At 60.6% G+C, this 17,294-nt stretch carries 15 protein-coding genes and 1 tRNA gene; 12 read left to right on the plus strand and 4 right to left on the minus strand.

The annotated features are described in order from the left end of the window. Positions 1-13 precede the first annotated feature (13 nt). Both GHK62_RS19840 and GHK62_RS19845 read left to right on the plus strand, forming a co-directional pair. Complete coding sequence (locus GHK62_RS19840; protein WP_153440830.1) at positions 14-1,741, plus strand: ABC transporter permease; 1,728 nt, start codon at positions 14-16, stop codon at positions 1,739-1,741. Between the two features lie 22 nt (positions 1,742-1,763). Continuing rightward, positions 1,764-2,879, plus strand: coding sequence for an ABC transporter ATP-binding protein (locus tag GHK62_RS19845; RefSeq protein ID WP_153440831.1), 1,116 nt, complete (start codon positions 1,764-1,766; stop codon positions 2,877-2,879). Between the two features lie 121 nt (positions 2,880-3,000). Here GHK62_RS19845 and GHK62_RS19850 read toward each other — a convergent pair whose 3' ends face one another. Continuing rightward, the gene (locus GHK62_RS19850; RefSeq protein ID WP_153440832.1) at positions 3,001-3,207 is read right to left on the minus strand and encodes a Rossmann-fold NAD(P)-binding domain-containing protein; all 207 of its coding nucleotides are present in this window, start codon (positions 3,205-3,207) and stop codon (positions 3,001-3,003) included. Positions 3,208-3,593: 386 nt separating this feature from the next. Continuing rightward, positions 3,594-4,175: a hypothetical protein gene (locus tag GHK62_RS19855; protein ID WP_153440833.1), complete on the minus strand. Its 582-nt coding sequence runs from the start codon at positions 4,173-4,175 to the stop codon at positions 3,594-3,596. Between the two features lie 795 nt (positions 4,176-4,970). Here GHK62_RS19855 and GHK62_RS19860 point away from each other — a divergent pair. Continuing rightward, complete coding sequence (locus tag GHK62_RS19860) at positions 4,971-5,270, plus strand: hypothetical protein (protein ID WP_153440834.1); 300 nt, start codon at positions 4,971-4,973, stop codon at positions 5,268-5,270. A 169-nt stretch (positions 5,271-5,439) separates the two neighbouring features. Here GHK62_RS19860 and GHK62_RS19865 read toward each other — a convergent pair. Then, positions 5,440-5,529 (minus strand) — tRNA-Ser (locus tag GHK62_RS19865). 415 nt (positions 5,530-5,944) lie between these two features. Between GHK62_RS19865 and GHK62_RS19870 the strand changes: the two genes are divergently transcribed. The 4 genes from GHK62_RS19870 to GHK62_RS19885 all read left to right on the plus strand — a co-directional run bounded on the left by GHK62_RS19870 (position 5,945) and on the right by GHK62_RS19885 (position 10,078). Beyond that, a complete protein-coding gene (locus GHK62_RS19870) occupies positions 5,945-6,985 on the plus strand; it encodes a septal ring lytic transglycosylase RlpA family protein (protein WP_153440835.1) in 1,041 nt (346 codons plus the stop codon). A gap of 57 nt (positions 6,986-7,042) precedes the next feature. After that, the gene (locus tag GHK62_RS19875; protein ID WP_153440836.1) at positions 7,043-8,197 is read left to right on the plus strand and encodes a D-alanyl-D-alanine carboxypeptidase family protein; all 1,155 of its coding nucleotides are present in this window, start codon (positions 7,043-7,045) and stop codon (positions 8,195-8,197) included. 172 nt (positions 8,198-8,369) lie between these two features. After that, complete coding sequence (gene tmk, locus GHK62_RS19880; RefSeq protein WP_153440837.1) at positions 8,370-9,050, plus strand: dTMP kinase; 681 nt, start codon at positions 8,370-8,372, stop codon at positions 9,048-9,050. Beyond that, positions 9,047-10,078 (plus strand): DNA polymerase III subunit delta', encoded by a 1,032-nt coding sequence (locus tag GHK62_RS19885; RefSeq protein WP_153440838.1) that lies wholly within the window; start codon positions 9,047-9,049, stop codon positions 10,076-10,078. Before tmk ends, GHK62_RS19885 begins: the two co-directional genes overlap by 4 nt. On the opposite strand, the gene GHK62_RS19890 is transcribed toward GHK62_RS19885, so the two are convergent. After that, a complete protein-coding gene (locus tag GHK62_RS19890; RefSeq protein WP_153440839.1) occupies positions 10,073-10,378 on the minus strand; it encodes a nucleoside triphosphate pyrophosphohydrolase family protein in 306 nt (101 codons plus the stop codon). The genes GHK62_RS19885 and GHK62_RS19890 overlap by 6 nt on opposite strands. A 179-nt stretch (positions 10,379-10,557) precedes the next feature. Here GHK62_RS19890 and metG point away from each other — a divergent pair, with 179 nt between their 5' ends. From metG to GHK62_RS19915, 5 genes are all read left to right on the plus strand, one after another. Continuing rightward, a complete protein-coding gene (metG, locus tag GHK62_RS19895) occupies positions 10,558-12,108 on the plus strand; it encodes a methionine--tRNA ligase (protein ID WP_153440840.1) in 1,551 nt (516 codons plus the stop codon). A gap of 13 nt (positions 12,109-12,121) precedes the next feature. Further along, the gene (locus GHK62_RS19900; protein WP_153440841.1) at positions 12,122-12,901 is read left to right on the plus strand and encodes a TatD family hydrolase; all 780 of its coding nucleotides are present in this window, start codon (positions 12,122-12,124) and stop codon (positions 12,899-12,901) included. A 1-nt stretch (position 12,902) separates the two neighbouring features. Then, entirely contained in the window at positions 12,903-13,739 is an 837-nt protein-coding gene (locus tag GHK62_RS19905) for an MBL fold metallo-hydrolase (protein WP_184109028.1), read from the plus strand. 187 nt (positions 13,740-13,926) lie between these two features. Beyond that, positions 13,927-15,300 carry an ISNCY family transposase gene (locus GHK62_RS19910; protein WP_153439248.1) on the plus strand — a complete coding sequence of 458 codons (1,374 nt, stop codon included), beginning with the start codon at positions 13,927-13,929 and terminating at the stop codon, positions 15,298-15,300. A 359-nt stretch (positions 15,301-15,659) separates the two neighbouring features. Then, the gene (locus GHK62_RS19915; protein ID WP_153437736.1) at positions 15,660-17,087 is read left to right on the plus strand and encodes an ISNCY family transposase; all 1,428 of its coding nucleotides are present in this window, start codon (positions 15,660-15,662) and stop codon (positions 17,085-17,087) included. Positions 17,088-17,294 lie beyond the last annotated feature (207 nt).

A 17,294-nucleotide genomic window follows, 5' to 3' on the forward strand; every position in this document is an offset into this window, starting at 1 on the left:
AGTTCAGAGCGATATGAAAACGCTTCAATTATCCGCCGTAACGGTGCCGACAGTCAGGAAGATCAATTTTTCGCCCGTCGTGCTCGTCCTGGCCGCCATCCTGCTGGTGCTCATCATCCCGCCGGCCGCCTATCTGGTCGCCTCGAGCCTCTACACGACGAATTTCGACGGTTCTTTCGATCAGTTCACCTTTGAGTTTTTTGCCGATCTCCTTCGCAATCCCTATTTCCTGCGAAGTCTCATGCACACGGCCGTCTACTCGCTTGGGTCCGCCTGCGTCGGGATCGTCCTTGGTACCGTGCTCGCCATCATCGTCGAACGGACCAATACTCCGGGGCGCAAGTATGCCTTCCTCGGTGCCGTCATTTCGCTTGCGATCCCGCATGTTCTCTACACCGTTGCCTGGCTCATGATCCTTGGCAAATCGGGCCCGTTCAACCAAATGCTGAAGGCGATCTTCGGGGCGACGGCGCCGTCGTTCGACGTGTATTCGCTGCCCGGCATGATCCTGATCGAAGGCGTCGGATTCGTGCCGCTGACCTTCCTGATGATGTCGGCGGTCCTTCGTTCGACGGATGCCGCCTTCGAAGAAGCATCGATGATGAGCGGGGCAGGGCCGGTCACGACATTCTGGAAGATAACCCTCAGGATGGGGATGCCCGGCGTGCTGGCGCTGCTGCTCTTAAGCTTCATCCGCGCTTTCGAATCCTTCGAGGTGCCGGCGATCGTCGGCCTCGCCGGCAATATCGAGGTCTTGAGCACGAGCATCTACCAGAGTTCGCGCGCGACGACGCCGCCGAATTTCGGCCAGGCCGGAGCCTACTCCGTCTGTCTGCTCGCCTTCCTTGCCTGCCTTCTCTATTTCTACGGGCGGCTTTCCCGGCACGCCCACCGCTACCAGACGATAACCGGCAAGGGATACCGTCCGCGGGTGATCGATCTCGGTCGTGGCCGCTATGCCAGCATGCTGGTGCTCATCGCCATCCTGCTCTTCGTCATCGGACTGCCGCTGGCGATCATAGTCTTCGTGTCCTTCAAACCCTTCTTCGGGAGTTTCAATGTCGCCAGCCTCTCGCGCTGGACGTTGAAGAATTATGCGACCGTGATCGGCCCAGGCTTTTTCCGCTCGACGCTCGTCAACACGCTGGTGCTCGGGACGGTCACGGCAAGCATTGTCGTGCCCTTCACGGCCCTTTGCGCCTGGCTTGCCGTTCGCCGCAAACCTGCGGCATGGGTGCTTGATCAGCTCGCCACCGCGCCGCTGACGTTCCCATCGATCGTCATGGGCGTCGCTTTCCTGCAGGTCTTTGTCAACCTGCCGTTCCCGTTCTATGGAACGCTGACCTCGGTGATCGTCGCTTCGGCCGTCGCTTATCTGCCCTACGGCATGCGCTACGCCTATGCCGGAGTGCTGCAGATCCACTCCGATCTCGAAGAGGCTTCGACAGCTTCGGGTGCGCCGCAGATGCAGACCTTCCTCAGGATCGTCCTGCCGCTGCTTTCGGCCTCGATGATCAGTTGCTGGCTGTTCGTCTTCCTGCTTGCGGTGCGGGCCATGTCACTGCCGCTTCTTCTCGTCGGACCCGGAAGCTCGCTCGTCGCCGTGAGCCTGTTCGATCTCTGGCAGAACGGGCAGGTGACCGAGCTCGCCGCCATGGGCACGGTCTGGGTTGCCCTCATGACATGCGTTAGCGGATGCTTCTATCTGGTGGCGCGCCGTTTCCGGATCCTCACCGCTTAGTTGCATCCCAGGGAGGTGGAATATGCTGAGAGTTGGTAATCTCGTAAAACAATACATCAACGAAGCGGGGGAGCGAAAAGGCGGGGTGTCCGGCGTCAGCTTCGACGTCAAGGAGGGCGAGCTGTTCACGCTTCTCGGCCCTTCCGGTTGCGGCAAGACGACGACGCTGCGGTCGATAGCGGGTCTCGAACATCCCGACAGCGGTCTGATCCAGCTTGACGGCCGCGACCTCTTCGACAGCCGTTCCGACATACAGTTGCCGATGTACGAGCGCGACATCGGCATGGTCTTTCAGTCCTATGCGATCTGGCCGCATATGAGCGTCTTCGAGAATGCAGCCTATCCCTTGCGCACCCGCCGCAACGGTCATCTTGCGCGCGAGGCGATCGAATCCCGCGTGATGCGCTCACTCGAAATGGTCGGACTGTCCGAATACCGCAACCGGTCGGCCACGAAGCTTTCAGGCGGGCAGCAGCAGCGCCTGGCGCTCGCCCGCGCCCTGGTGCGCGAGCCGAAGCTGCTCCTGCTCGACGAGCCGCTCAGCAACCTCGATGCGCTGCTTCGCGAGCAGATGCGTTCGGAAATCAAGCGCCTGCAGACCGAATGGGGGGTCACGACGATCTACGTGACGCATGACCAGAGCGAGGCAATGGCGCTCTCCGACCGGGTGGCGGTGCTCAACAATGGCGTGATCGCGCAGATGGGAACGCCTATCGATATCTACGACAGGCCAAGATGCGAGTTCGTCGCAAACTTCATCGGCCGGACAAATCTTCTGCGCGGCAAGCTCGCAAGTCAGGTGAGGGCAGGTGACATCGCCGCCGTTCACACGTCGATCGGCGCGATCAGATGCATGTTTTCCTCAAGCATGACTGCCGGCCATCAGATCTCCTTCGTCATCCGGCCGGAGAATATCGAGCTCCAGCCGCTCAACGGCAGTGCGAGTGAGGCGGCGCCGAACAGCGTCAGCGGCCTCGTCCAGGGCAAGGTCTTCCTGGGAGAGGTCGCGGAGTACACGATCGGCGTCGATGGAGATCAAAGTCTGATTGCTCGCACGCATCCCTCGATCGGCCTCAACCGTGGCGACCGCGTCCGCGCGTCTTTCCCCGAGAACAAGGTGATCGCGATCTGCGACTGAGTTGATACTCACCGTTCGCTACAGCGCCGTGCGTCCTTTAGGACGCACAAATGACGCTGTAGCTCTTTGATTCCACGCATCGTGCTTTCCGAAAATCGGGTCCGATATTCGCGCCGATGCGCTAGATTGTGCGGATCATCTGCCAAATCTGCTCCGGGTCCTTGACGCCGGCCTGGTAAAGCTTGGCGATCCTCTGGGCGACTTCTTCAGCCTCCTCGCTGCCCATCGCCAGGTTGCGTTCTTCGAGGGCCTTGTGCAGCACGCCTTCGAGGATCGCGACTTCACCGGGAAGAATGGGGTAATCCCGGAAGTTGTTGAAAGGGTTCATGGCCGATCTCCTCTTTGGGGCAAATCTGCCGGTGGGAGCAGTCTACGCGCTTTTTGAGGGGGCGCGAACGGGAAACAGCCCGCATTACTATGGCGCCGCGCGTCCAATCGGACGCGCGAAGGCCGCTGCAATGCATTGAGTTTGCGCACGTTTTATCCTCAAATCCGCTGCGATTTAGGGAACATGCAGTTGCCGGTCTTCGGGGCATATCCGCGTTGCCGCAAATGGCACTTGCGGCTACCGTGTCCTCAAAGCGCAAATGTCCGCGCCGCGAAGCGAATGCACTCGCGCCTTCTCGAACGCTATCGCTCCCGCGCCTCGCTCCGGTCGGCGCGGAGGCTTTTGGCCGGTCGGGGACTCCCGGAACCTGCCTGTGCCAACGATCCTTATTTGCTCGAGGCTGGATGAGGTATCATCTTCGGCGGCTCTTCCAGAAAAGTATAGGGTCCCTCAGGACACTTGACGTCCGGGTTCACCGGGTGGAACAGGCCGAGCGGGTTCGGCTTGAAGATCCACGCATGCAGGTCGTAATGGTGGAGCGCCGCCGGCAGCAGCGGTTCATGCCCCTCCATGGGTCCGTCGAAGGGATGCCCGAACAGTTCGGGATTCGGCTTGACGCCCGTGGCAAGCGGGATCAGCCATTCGACGGCAACGAGCTCGAGCTTGTCGCCAGTTGGCTCATACACCAGCAAAGTCGGCTTCATTGGATCCGGCTCCGGGCCGATCAGCGCGGGGTTCAGAAAGTGTACCCCCATCGTGCCCGTCGCGTACGAGACACATCCCAAGGTCGAGAAATAGCCGTCGCGCACGGCGACAACGGGATCCTTGTATTTCTCAAGTGCTGATTTCAGCTTCTCCAGCTCGGGCGGAAGTGGGTCATTTGCATTCACCAGCGGTGCAGATATGAAAGAAGCGCCCGCCGCGAGACAGACTGTTCGCAGCAAACGCAGTACCGAAGTCATACGCATGGCTCGTCCTCCCTTGCTCAACTCGCGTCCCGCGAGGAGCATGGCCGGCATGATACAGCGGGCGGGCTCGCCGTGCTATTCGCGAAAGGGGATTAGGTCTTGAGCCTAGGGGATCGCGCGATCGGAACGGGCGAGGGCCGGATAGTGCGGCGCCGCGCGTCGGCAGAAACATATGGCAATCCGATTGCGACCTTTGGCGACATTGTGCCGGACTAAGGTCCCATAGATCGAAGACGACGATACCCTAGGTTTTTGGGGGTTGTCGGCAATGCACCCACAAGAACCTAATTATTTTAGAAGCGATTTAGGGCGGGGACCTGTCCGATGAAGCACGGGCCCCGCCTGTTTCGGCGGTCGACGCGCCACGACCCAGCGCCATGCTATAACACAAGCTGTATGGCGCAAGCCCGGAGCGACTGACGGCAAGGACGCCACAAGCAACAAAAAGGCCGGGCGGACCCGACCTCTCGTCGTCACCCCATGCCGTTGCCAGTACATCCGTGGTCAACAGCACGGGGGACGTTCTGCAACTGAATGTACGCGTTGATTATGACAGTGGCAAGTCGGGGTTTCGACACCCTGACCGCTGCGCGCCTTCCTGCGACCTCCAAGAGGCGATCGGTTTTGTGGATCGTATTGGATCCCTTGCACCTGCCCCGGGCGCGTTCGCCGTCGCCAATGCTAGGCGTGCGGTCGGTTGCCACTCGCAAAATCGCCGACAGCCGAGCGTGCCGCCGTTCATCGGAGGTTCAGGCTCGGTGGCTCAAGCTGATACGCAGAGAGGAGGAGTTGACCATGAAGAAGCTCTCATCCGTCCTCACCGCGGCAGTCCTGGCCGCGTCTTTCGCTCTACCGCTAAACGCGGCGCCGATCTTCGTGCCGAAACCCGACATCGTACAGGCTGGCCCTGTCGAACAGGTCAGGCACATGCGCTATCGTCATTGGCGCGCTGATCGCTACTGGCATCGGCGGTACGCATGGGGTGCCTGCCGCTACTATGGCCGGTGCTATCCTCGCCAATACGGGTATTATGGCTATCCTGACTACTACCACTATCATCGGCGGTCTGGAGTCAGCATCTATTTTAACTTCTAGCCGACGGCACCTGCAGGATAGAGCGACGTCGCAACTGTTGCGACTGAAAGTGGCGAAACGATTCACCCTTCGACAAGATCGCTGCGCTCGAAGGGGCGCCGGGCCGTGTTGCCTTTGATGCCAGCCGTTTCTCGTGAGAAATCTTGAAAAAGCTATGATTTCAATGTGATGGCGGAGGAGGTGGGATTCGAACCCACGGTACGCTTTCACGCACGCCGGTTTTCAAGACCGGTGCCTTAAACCGCTCGGCCACTCCTCCAGTCGATTGAAAAGACTGAGAAATACAAAGGCTGTTGATTTCCCGAAAACGGCAATTGCGACCGTTTTGCTACTCAATCACTCGACGGCTGGCTTTTTAGCAGCTTTGATCGCCGCGTCAACGTGCTCCGACCCGACGTCGAGCCTCAACTGCTTTGCTGCCTGGGCAAGCTTGGCGTGATTTCTCGCGTCCCGCCAAGAGGCGCGAAGGCGGCGCGCGAAAGGTTCGCGGATCGATTTATACGATTTGTAAACCATAGCGGAAGATTTTTGCCGCGGTTCTGGGTTCCTGTTCGCAATTTTGCCGTCTTGCTGACATGATTAATCGACTGTCTCGTTTCGAGACGCCGAGCTTTCCGCGGGGGCTAGAGCGGAATGTTTTCGAAATACGGCTTTGCGAACGATATTGGGGACAGATGATTTTTAGAAGAAATGCGGCACTTCTTTCGAGGGGGCTACGTGTTGCTGCGGTTCCGTTGCTTTGCGCGACGCTGGCAGCCTGTGGTTCGGCCTCGAACGTCAAGACAAGCAAGGCGCGGAGCAAGGAATACTTTGCTGAGTCTGTTTACGGCGTCAAAGCGAGCCCGCGGGTCGCGGACGGTCGGAACATTCCGAAGGGCGGCGGGCGCTACCAGGTTGGCAAGGCCTATCAGGTCAAGGGCAAGTGGTACCAGCCGAAGGAGGATTTCGGCTACAACAAGGTTGGTGTCGCTTCCTGGTACGGCTCCGCCTTTCACGGGCGACTGACGGCGAACGGCGAAGTCTACGACAAGTATCACTTGTCTGCCGCGCACCCGACGTTCCCGCTGCCGAGCTATGCCCGCGTCACCAATCTTGAAAATGGCACTTCGGTCATCGTTCGCGTGAACGACCGCGGCCCGTACGAGTATGGCCGCATTATCGACGTCTCCTCGAAGACAGCCGACATGCTGGACATCAAGGGCAGGGGCAGTGCCAAGGTGCGCGTGCAATATGTCGGTCGCGCGCCGCTCGAAGGCAACGACATGCCCTATCTGATGGCCTCATATGTCAGGAAGGGTGACCGCAGCCCCGGCGTGATGCCGGAAGGACAGATCGCGACGGGGGTCATGGTTGCGTCGAACGAGCCGTTCCGCAACCAGGTGCCGGACCTCGCCCGCGTGCCGGTCCCTCAGCGGTCGATGCTGGATGCGGGCATTCCGGTGACGGCGCTGGCCGAGCCGGCGCCGCAGGTCGCCATGCCGTCCTCTTTCGGCGAATTTGTCGCACTCCCGGAGATCGGGCCGATTCCGAGAGAGCGGCCGGAGCTGATCCCGATGCCTGACGGGAACATGGCCTATGCCGCCGCCTATGTGGAAGTCCGCGTCAGCGACAAGGCTTCGCCATTCGAGGCGATCATGGTCGACACGAACCCACTGACGGCCGATTCCATCATCGCCTATGCTAAGCGCCAGAACAGGGACGGTGTTCCGCTCTAACACTGGTTGAAGAGGCTTGCGCGCGCTGCTATGCCCATGAAGAAGCCGGAGTTTCTCATGCGCATAAAGTTGCTCGCGGTCGTGGCCTTTCTTGCGGCGACCGTCTCGACAAATGCGGTCGCGCAGACGCCCGCATTCGATACTAAGGCGAAGCAGATCTACCTCGTCGATGGGGAGACCGGCACAGTGCTCTTCGCGCGCGGCGAAGACGAACCCGTGCCGCCGGCATCGCTTGCCAAGCTGATGGCGATGGAGGTGGTCTTCGAGGCACTGGACAAGGGCGAGCTAAGCCCGGAGACGACATACGAGGTCTCCGAACACGCTTGGCGGACGGGGGGCGCACCGTCCGGCACCTCCACGATGTTTGCCGCCATCAAGTCGAGGATCCGCGTTGCTGACCTCATTCAAGGCGCGACCGTACAACTGGCGAATGATGCCTGCATCATCCTCGCGGAGGGCATGACCGGCAGCGAGGCTGCCTTTGCCAAGCGCATGACGGCGCGGGCGCGCGAGCTCGGCATGCCCGTTGCGACCTTCAACAACGCCACCGGTCTTCCGGATCCTGCCAACAAGGTGACGATGCGGGAACTGGTGACGCTGGCGCGGCATCTGCGCGAAGCTCACCCGAACTTCTACCGGCTCTATTCCCAGCCCGAGTTCGAATGGAACAAAATCCTTCAACGCAATCGCAACCCGCTGATTGCCGCCAACGTCGGCGTCGATGGCCTCGCTACCGGATTTGCTGAAGGTTTCGGCTTCTCGGTCGCAGCATCGATGCAGCGCGGCGACCGTCGCGTTTATCTCGCGATGGGCGGGCTGGAAACCGACAAGGAACGCACGGAAGAAAGCCGCAAAGTGCTCGATTGGGCGATGACGGCTTTCGAGAAGCGGCGGATTTTTGCCGACGGAGAGACCATCGGCGAAGCGAGCGTTTATGGCGGTGCGGCATCGCATGTTGCCCTTGTCGCGGGCGGGCCGATCGATGTACTTCTCCCGGCCAACAATGCTGAACGGCTGACCGCGCGCATCGTGTACAAGTGGCCGCTCAATGCGCCGGTCGCCGCCGGTCAAGAGGTCGGCGTCGTCAAACTCTGGAATGGCGAGCGGCTGCTGGTGGAAGTGCCGCTGAAGACCGGCAGCGCCGTCGAGGTTGGTACGCTGACCAGCCGCGCGGTCGACGCGCTTCAGGAGCTTCTCTTCTTCTGGCTCTAACAAATGCACGCGCGCCCGTTCCTTCCGGCGAACCAATCGGCTAAACAGGGCCGATAGCTACAGTGGCACGCGCCTCATCAGACGCGTAAAAGGACGCCGTAGCGCTTTGAATTGCTGCATGTTTCCTTAGATCGGCTACGATCAAGGAAACAGTGGGCCGATTTGGGAACGCATGTCGCTGACGAAGGGTTTGTTTGTAACGTTTGAGGGCGGGGAAGGGGCCGGCAAGTCGACCCAGATGCGCCTGCTCGCCGATTCGCTGCGGGCGCGTGGCTACGATGTGCTGACGACGCGGGAGCCTGGCGGCTCCGTTGGCGCAGAGGCGGTGCGCCACGTGCTACTCTCGGGGGCGGCTGAGTCTTTCGGCATTCGCATGGAGGCGATTCTTTTCGCGGCCGCGCGCAGCGACCACGTCGAAGAGGTGATCCGGCCGGCGCTCCAGAAGGGAACCATCGTCCTGTGCGATCGCTTCATGGATTCCGCGCGCGTCTACCAGGGCATCACCGGCAATCTCGAGCCAGCCTTCGTGGAAACGCTCGAACGCGTGGCTATCAATGGTGTGACACCGGACCGAACAATCATTTTCGACCTGCCTGCCACCGTTGGGCTCGAACGCGCGCGTCGGCGCGCTGCCAGCGGCAGTCCCGATCGTTTCGAGAAGGAGCAGCTCGAAACGCACGAGAAACGGCGCGAGGCCTTCCTCGACATTGCAGAGGCTGACCCTCGGCGTTGTCGGGTCGTCGATGCCGCACGGCCGCCGGACGTCATAGCCGCCGAGGTGCGCGAGATCATGGAGGCGTTGCTGCAGGACGGTGACGAGCCACGGTCGGCAAACGCGGACGCTGCGTCATGACAATGGAACGTACCGGTGTGCTGGAAGGGGCCGTGGCCCCTGCCGAAAACAGCAAGCTGTTCGGCCATCATCAGGCAGAGGAATTTCTGGCGCAGAGCTACAAGTCTGGCAAAGGCCATCATGCGATCCTCATCGAGGGACCGGAGGGCATCGGCAAGGCGACGCTTGCCTTTCGCTTCGCGAACCACATCCTGAACAATCCCGAGCCGGCGACTGCGCCCGATCAGCTCGCCGATCCGGATCCCGCTTCGATTATCACTCGGCAATTTGCTTCCGGCGCATCGCACAACCTGCTTCATCTCACCCGCCCTGTGGACGAGAAAACGGGTAGGGCAAAGGGAGCGATCACTGTGGATGAAGTGCGCCGCGTCGGAAAGTTCTTCGGCCAGACGTCCGGCACGGGGAACTGGCGCATCGTTATCATCGACCCGGCGGACGATCTCAACCGTAATGCCGCCAATGCCATCCTCAAGATACTTGAGGAGCCGCCGCGCCGGTCGCTGTTCCTGGTGCTCACGCATGCGCCCGGAAAACTTCTGCCGACCATCCGCTCGCGCTGCCTTCCGCTGCGGCTGAAGCCGCTGGACCACGAGGCCATGCGCGAGGCGCTTGCCCATCTTGGCTTCGACACGGCGGGGCCGAATGTCGAGCGGATTCTCGCCGCGGCAAACGGCAGCGTTGCCGAAGCGCTAAAGCTCATCAATTACGGCGGCCTCGATATCGCGACCGCCTTCGAAGACATCCTCACGGGGCAGGGACCTGCGGTGCGCCGGCAGATGCACAAGCTCGCGGATATTCTGGCGGCAAGGGATAGCGAAACCATATTCGATTTCTTCTCGTCCCTGCTAACCGGGCGCCTCATGCAGCAGGCGCGGGAGGCGGCACTCTTGGGTGATATCGGCAGGGCTGAGCGCCTTGCGAGTCTCTCCAGTACTTTCGCGGAGCGCCTGACGGTGAGCGACGCCTATAATCTCGATCGAAAACAGACGATCCTGTCGCTGCTCGATGACCTCAGGGACGCTCTATAGATCGGGAGCGAACCTCCATTTTCGCTCGATCGCGGCAGCCAGGTCTAAATCGTTGTGGTGGGCGAAAAGGAGTACATGGCCGAGGAGGTCCGCGGTTTCATCGGCGAGCGATTGGCCTAGTTCCTCCGGCGACATCGCACGGGTGCGGCCCCTGCCGCTTACCTTGTTCCAGGCCTGCGTCAGCTCACCTACCTCTTCCTGCAGTTTCAGGATGTACCAATCCGGGTCGCGCACGATGCCATGTTCGACTGCATAAGCGGCCGAGGCCGCCTCGAACTGTCGCTTGAGCTTGCTGAGCATGTCACCCCTCCATTTGTTTCTGTTTTGTTCCGGATCGTTGTTTGTGTCAATCCGATTTGCCGGTCGACTGCCGCTGCCATCGGCTGAGGGTGGGCTTTTTCTTGCCGCGGCGGTTTCCTACGTGAAGGCGATGCGCTAATAGCTGCCTAGTCCAAGATCCGAGATATATCGAAGCCATCATGAGAGATACTTCCCCCTTCTACATCACCAGCGCGATTTCCTATCCGAACGGCCGGCCGCACATCGGCCACGCCTATGAGTTGATCGCGACGGATGCGATGGCGCGCTATCAGCGACTGGACGGGCGCGAGGTCTTCTTCCTCACGGGCACGGACGAGCACGGCCAGAAGATGCAGCAGACGGCGAAGAAGGAAGGCATTTCCGCGCAGGAGCTCGCCGACCGCAACTCGGCCGAATTCGAGAAGATGGCTGTGCTTCTCAACGCCTCCAACGACGACTTCATCCGTACCACCGAGAAGCGTCATCATGAGGCCTCGCAGGCGATCTGGATCCGCATGGGCGAGGCGGGCGATCTCTATAAGGATTCCTATGCCGGGTGGTACTCCGTCCGCGATGAGGCCTATTATCAGGAAAACGAGACGGAGCTGCGCAACGACGGCGTGCGCTATGGGCCGCAGGGGACGCCGGTCGAGTGGGTGGAGGAGGAGAGCTATTTCTTCCGCCTCTCCGCCTATCAGGAAAAGCTCCTCAAGCACTACGAAGAAAACCCGGAATTCATCGGGCCGGCCGAGCGGCGGAATGAGGTCATTTCGTTCGTCAAGTCCGGGCTGAAGGACCTCTCGGTTTCGCGCACGACCTTCGATTGGGGCATCAAGGTGCCGAACGATCCAGCCCACGTCATGTATGTCTGGGTGGACGCGCTGACGAACTACCTCACCGCCACAGGCTACCTGACCGATCCGAACGGTCCGCGCGCAAAATTCTGGCCGGCGAATATCCATGTCATCGGCAAGGACATCATCCGCTTCCATGCCGTCTACTGGCCGGCCTTCCTGATGTCCGCCGGCCTGCCACTTCCGGAACGCGTCTTCGCCCATGGCTTCCTGCTCAACAAAGGCGAGAAGATGTCGAAGTCGCTCGGCAATGTCGTGGATCCGTTCAATCTGGTCGAACACTTCGGGCTTGACCAGATTCGCTATTTCTTCCTGCGCGAAGTCTCGTTCGGCCAGGACGGCAGCTACAGCGAGGAGGGGATCGCGATCCGCATCAACTCCGATCTTGCCAACGGCATCGGCAACCTTGCCAGCCGTTCGCTGTCGATGATCGTGAAGAACTGCGACGGCCAAATCCCGGTTTGCGGGCCGCTCACGGACGAGGACAAGGCAATGTTGGCTTCTGCCGATGCCCTGCTCGAGACGACGCGCGAGGATATGGGCAAGCAGCTCATCCACCGCGCGCTCGCCGCAATCATCGCTGTCGTTTCCGAAACCGACCGCTATTTCGCGGGTCAGGAACCCTGGGCTCTGAAGAAGACGGACCCGGAGCGGATGGCAACGGTGCTTTACGTCACGGCCGAAGTAGTGCGGCAGATTGCGATCCTGCTGCAGCCTTTCATGCCGGAATCGGCAGGCAAGCTTCTCGACCTCGTGGCTGTACCGGCCGACAAGCGTGATTTTGCTCATCTGGGCGAACCCGGACGTCTCGTCTCCGGAACGCCGCTCGAGGCACCGAAGCCGGTCTTCCCGCGCTACGTGGCGCCGGAAGTATAAGCGGGTCAAACGAATGCTGATCGATACCCATTGCCATCTGGATTTCCCGGACTTCGAGGCCGAGCGCGACGCGATTATCGAACGCGCCGCCGCGGCCGGTGTGGCGCAGATGGTGACGATTTCGACGCGTGTGAAACGGTTCGACACGATCATCGCGATCGCCGAAGCCTATCCGAATGTGTTTTGCTCCGTCGGTACCCATCCGCACAATGCGGATGATGAACTCGATATCACCACCGAAGACCTCGTTCGGCTGTCGTCGCATCCGAAAGTCGTTGCGATCGGTGAGGCGGGGCTCGACTATTTCTACGACAACGCACCGCGCGACGCGCAGGCAGAAGGCCTGCGCCGCCATATGGCGGCCGCGCGGGAGACAGGGCTGCCGCTCGTCATCCATAGCCGATCGGCGGACGAAGATATGGCGGCGATCCTGACCGAAGAAAGCGGGAAGGGGGCCTTCCCTTTCCTGCTCCATTGCTTCTCGTCGGGCCCGGACCTCGCGCGAGTTGGCGTCGAGCTTGGCGGCTATGTGTCCTTTTCCGGAATCCTGACCTTCCCGAAATCGCAGGAGATCAGGGATATCGCGAAGACGATCCCACGCGACCGGATGATCGTCGAGACGGACGCACCTTACCTCGCGCCCAAACCGTTCCGCGGCAAGCGTAACGAGCCGGCCTTTGTCGCCCATACGGCGCAGGTGCTGGCGGAAACGATCGGCGTTTCACCCGCGGAAATTGCCGAGATTACCACGGAGAACGCCTTCCGCATCTTCTCGAAAATGCCGAGGCCCTGACGTGGCATTTCGGCGGGTTTTCACCATCCTCGGATGCGGTTCTTCGCCAGGAGTACCGCGTATCACCGGCGATTGGGGAGCCTGCGATCCGTCAAATCCGCGCAACCGCCGGATGCGAGCGGCGCTGCTCGTCGAGCAGTTCGCACCGGACGGCGGCAAGACGACCGTCGTTATTGATACCGGCCCGGATTTCCGCGCCCAGATGGTTGCCGCCGACGTTCGCCACATCGACAGCGTCCTTTACACGCATGCCCACGCCGATCATCTGCACGGGATCGACGACCTTCGCGGCTTCGTGATCGAAAATCGCAGGTGTGTGCCGATCTGGGCGGATGCATCTACGATGAGTGCGATCCGCGAGAGGTTTCGCTATTGCGTCGAATCGCCGCCAGGAAGCGGCTATCCGCCGATCGTTGAGCCGCATCTCATCACCGAAGACCTGTCGCCGGTTACCGTTCACGGCGCCGGCGGGCCGATTGCTTTCACGCCGTTGATGCAATTTCACGGCAATACCCATTCGCTCGGTTTTCGAGCTGGCGATTTTGCCTATTGCAGCGATGTCAGCGATTTTCCGCCAGAGACCGTCGGGAAACTGCACGACCTCGATCTGCTGGTCCTCGACACGCTGCAATACAAATTCCATCCGAGCCACTTGTCGCTGGTGCAGTCGCTCGGCTGGATCGCGAGGCTTCAGCCGAAGCGCGCCGTGCTGACGCACATGCATGTGCCGTTGGACTATCAAACGGTGCAGAACGAGACGCCGGATCACGTCGAACCAGCTTATGACATGATGCGTCTCGAGTTCGAGATCGAGATGCCGTCCGCTGAAGAAGCGTAATATCCGACGTTAGAATGCGGCTCCAAGGCATTGATTTCGTGGGATTCAGCGACTTCGAAGCCGCGCGCGCGAGTTCCATAATCTATGTTATGCGATCTGTTGATGTAGCCGCAAAGTTAAAGTGTCCTGATCCTGCAAAGTAAGAATGTCACTCTCCCCGGGTTTTCGATGACCTGGGAGATTGCGGATGGGATTGATTGCGATGAGCGAGCGCGATCTGCAGCGGATAGAAGTTTTGTCGAAGGTGATCGCCGGGCGCATGACGCTTGTGTCGGCGGCACATGTGCTTGATCTGAGTACCCGCCAGGTACGTCGTCTGATGGATCGGATTGAGACGAGCGGTGCGGCGTCGATCCGGCACAAGGCGATCGGCCGGCCATCGAACAACCGGATCAGCGACGGTGTTCGGGATTATGCAGTGGCACTCGTTCGCGAGCGCTATACGGATTTCGGGCCGACGCTGGCGGCCGAGAAGCTCGCCGAGCGCGATGGATTGCGTGTCTCGCGCGAGACGTTGCGCCAATGGATGTCGGAGGCCGGCCTGTGGCTGTCGCGCGAGCAGCGGCGGACTTTTCATCAGCCGCGATTGCGGCGCGAGGCCTATGGCGAGCTGGTGCAGATCGATGGATCCGAGCATCGCTGGTTCGAGGATCGCGGTGACCCATGTTCATTGCTGGTGTTCATCGACGATGCGACCGGCAAGCTGATGCAGTTGCGGTTCGTACGCTCGGAAAGCGCCTTCAGCTATTTCGAGGCGCTGGAGCTCTATCTGAAGGCGCATGGTGCGCCGGTCGCCTTTTATTCCGACAAGCATTCGGTGTTCCGGGTGGCGAAGAAGGACGCCAAGGGCGGCCAGGGCATGACCCAGTTCGGGCGTGCGCTTTGTGAGCTAAACATCGAGATTCTTTGCGCAAACTCGAGCCAAGCCAAGGGCCGAGTCGAGCGGATGAACCGGACGCTCCAGGATCGGTTGATCAAGGATCTGCGCCTGGAGGGTATCTGCGGCATGGACGACGGCAACGCTTTCCTGCCAAGGTTCATGGAGCGCTATAACCGGCAGTTTGCCATTACCCCTGCCCGGGCCGATGATCTGCATCGGCCGCTGAACCTTGCCCCGGATCGGCTGCGCGACGTCCTGTGCAAACGTGAGCAGCGTTATGTCGGTGCCCAGTTGACGTTTTCGTTCGAGCGCCAGCGGATCATGCTGGAAGAGAACGAGGTGACGCGTGGGTTGGTGGGCCGTTATGTCGAGACCTATGCCTTCGCCGATGGCCGGCTGGACGTGCGCTGGAAGGGGCATTCCCTGCCCTACAGGACGTTCGACAAGGACCAGCGGGTGACGCATGCGGCGATCACCGAGAACAAGCGGCTTTCCGATGTGCTGGCCTATATCAAGGAGCGTCAGGATCAGCGACTAACGCCGAAGGTCAAGACCAACAGCGAGAAGATCGGCTACACGCCGCGGGGCGGCAAGCCGGGTCGGAAGGCGGATTTTATGAACGACCCCACCGTCATTGCCCGACGGCGACAAGCGCTCTCTGACCTCGATGCGGCGGAATGATCGGCTGCTCCAACTGTCAAAGCTAAAGCCGGATGGTGCGTCTCACCCGCCCCCTCCCTTCCCTTGCAACCCGGCCCAGCCGGTCCGGTCGGGGGCTTGCCTCAGTGCAGGTGGACATGTCGAGTGTCGCATTTCTAACTGGCTGAAGACGCGCCCAAAGTGACATTTCTACTTTGCGCAACAGCGGACATTTCAACCTCGCCGCCACAGTTGATGTAGCGGCAGTTTAGAGATGCGACATATGAGCCAGTTAGAGATGCGACAGTCGTCGCCTCTTGGGATGCTGGTCAAACGTCAACGTTTGGAAGGAAGACTGGCGAGGTGAAGCGTGGTTGAGACCATGAGCGTTCGGAGTCGTCATGTCTTGTTTGATCACCATGTCGCAGAAGGAATTGCATCGTCTTGAACTGATCCAGCGGATTCGCGGGCGCAGCCTGACCGTCGTCGAGGCGGCCGCGTTGCTTCGTCTTAGCCGCAGTCAGGTCCACCGGCTGTTGCAGGCCTATGACCAGGCCGGCGCCGACGGTCTCGTCTCGAAGAAGCGCGGCCGTCCGAGCAACCGGCGTTACAGCGAGGACTTCCGCAACCTGGTGCTCGACCTGGTGCGTGAGCATTACCTGGATTTTGGACCGACGTTGGCCGCCGAGAAGCTGCTCGAACGCCACCGGATTGCCGTCAGCAAGGAGACGCTGCGTCAGTGGATGATGGAAGCCGGCATCTGGGTGTCGCGACGCGAGCGCAAGAAGCGGGTTTTCCAGCCGCGCGGCCGGCGCGATTGTTTCGGCGAACTCGTTCAGATCGACGGCTCGCTTCATTGGTGGTTCGAGAACCGCGGACCCAAATGCGCCCTGCTCGTCTATATCGACGATGCCACCGGCAAGCTCTTGCATCTGCGCTTCGCCGGATCGGAGAACACCTTCGACTATCTGCACGCGACGAAGGCCTATCTGCAGCAATGGGGCAAGCCGATCGCCTTCTACAGCGACAAGCATGGCATCTTCCGCACCACCCATGCTTCCAAGAAGGACAGAACCAGTGGCCTGACGCAGTTCGGCCGGGCCCTTTATGAGCTCAACATCGACATCATCTGCGCCAATACCCCGCAGGCCAAGGGGCGCGTCGAGCGCGCCAACCAGACGCTGCAGGATCGGCTGGTCAAGGAACTGCGGCTGCGCGGCATCGACTCGATCGCGGCGGCCAATGCCTATGCGCCGGAGTTCATGGCCGACTTCAATCGCCGCTTTGGCAAGGCGCCGCGCAATCCGAAGGACATGCATCGGCCGTTTGCCGCGCATGAGAACCTCGATGGCGCCATGTGCCGCAAGGAGGTCCGCAAGCTGTCGCAGTCGCTGACGCTGCGCTATGACAAGGTGATGTTCATCCTCGATCCGACCGACCTCGCCACGGCGCTCGCCGGCAAGAAGCTCATTGTCTGCGACTATCCCGACGGCCGCCTCGAGATCACCCATGAGGGGACGTCCCTGCCCTACAGAGCCTTCGACACCTTACGGTCGGTGCACCGCTCCGAGGTGGTCGAGAACAAGCGCCTTGATGACATGCTGGCCGTGGTCGCCGAGATGCAGGCCGGACGAGAGCAACAGCGCAGCAAGGGCGGGCCGCGCCGCACCGGCCAGACGGACCACATGTTCGGCATACGCGACGGCAGCCAAAGCAATGGCTACCAAAAGCGCGGCACCAAGCCTGGCCGGAGGACGGATTTTACCAAGGATCCGGTGGTCATCGCCAAGCGCCAGCAAGCCCTTGCGCAGCTGAAGGCGGCGGAGTGATCGGGGTGTCAAAGCTAAAGTTTATCTTGCCGCTGGAGCCATCCGCCGCCGACCGGGCTGCGCAACCCTGACCAGCTCCACCCGGCCGGCGGCTATCGTCTGCGTACTTTGTAAATATAGCAACTTGCAAACGAAGTAATAAGGAGTAGGATGACGTCGCGTTTCTAATTTGACTACTTTGTCTCATCTTTAAATAGCTGTGACATT

The sequence above is a fragment of the Sinorhizobium terangae genome, from assembly GCF_009601505.1.
GTDB classification, from domain to species: Bacteria; Pseudomonadota; Alphaproteobacteria; order Rhizobiales; family Rhizobiaceae; genus Sinorhizobium; species Sinorhizobium terangae.

What these genes read in the sequence shown, in the direction of transcription:
- GHK62_RS19845 (WP_153440831.1), top strand. Translation starts at nt 1,764, where the DNA reads ATGCTGAGAGTTGGTAATCTCGTAAAACAATACATCAACGAAGCGGGG.
- GHK62_RS19875 (WP_153440836.1), top strand. Translation starts at nt 7,043, where the DNA reads ATGCGCATAAAGTTGCTCGCGGTCGTGGCCTTTCTTGCGGCGACCGTC.
- tmk (WP_153440837.1), top strand. Translation starts at nt 8,370, where the DNA reads ATGTCGCTGACGAAGGGTTTGTTTGTAACGTTTGAGGGCGGGGAAGGG.
- GHK62_RS19850 (WP_153440832.1), bottom strand. Translation starts at nt 3,207, where the DNA reads ATGAACCCTTTCAACAACTTCCGGGATTACCCCATTCTTCCCGGTGAA.
- GHK62_RS19910 (WP_153439248.1), top strand. Translation starts at nt 13,927, where the DNA reads ATGGGATTGATTGCGATGAGCGAGCGCGATCTGCAGCGGATAGAAGTT.
- GHK62_RS19860 (WP_153440834.1), top strand. Translation starts at nt 4,971, where the DNA reads ATGAAGAAGCTCTCATCCGTCCTCACCGCGGCAGTCCTGGCCGCGTCT.
- GHK62_RS19890 (WP_153440839.1), bottom strand. Translation starts at nt 10,378, where the DNA reads ATGCTCAGCAAGCTCAAGCGACAGTTCGAGGCGGCCTCGGCCGCTTAT.
- GHK62_RS19885 (WP_153440838.1), top strand. Translation starts at nt 9,047, where the DNA reads ATGACAATGGAACGTACCGGTGTGCTGGAAGGGGCCGTGGCCCCTGCC.
- GHK62_RS19855 (WP_153440833.1), bottom strand. Translation starts at nt 4,175, where the DNA reads ATGCGTATGACTTCGGTACTGCGTTTGCTGCGAACAGTCTGTCTCGCG.
- GHK62_RS19900 (WP_153440841.1), top strand. Translation starts at nt 12,122, where the DNA reads ATGCTGATCGATACCCATTGCCATCTGGATTTCCCGGACTTCGAGGCC.
- metG (WP_153440840.1), top strand. Translation starts at nt 10,558, where the DNA reads ATGAGAGATACTTCCCCCTTCTACATCACCAGCGCGATTTCCTATCCG.
- GHK62_RS19915 (WP_153437736.1), top strand. Translation starts at nt 15,660, where the DNA reads ATGTCTTGTTTGATCACCATGTCGCAGAAGGAATTGCATCGTCTTGAA.
- GHK62_RS19840 (WP_153440830.1), top strand. Translation starts at nt 14, where the DNA reads ATGAAAACGCTTCAATTATCCGCCGTAACGGTGCCGACAGTCAGGAAG.
- GHK62_RS19870 (WP_153440835.1), top strand. Translation starts at nt 5,945, where the DNA reads ATGATTTTTAGAAGAAATGCGGCACTTCTTTCGAGGGGGCTACGTGTT.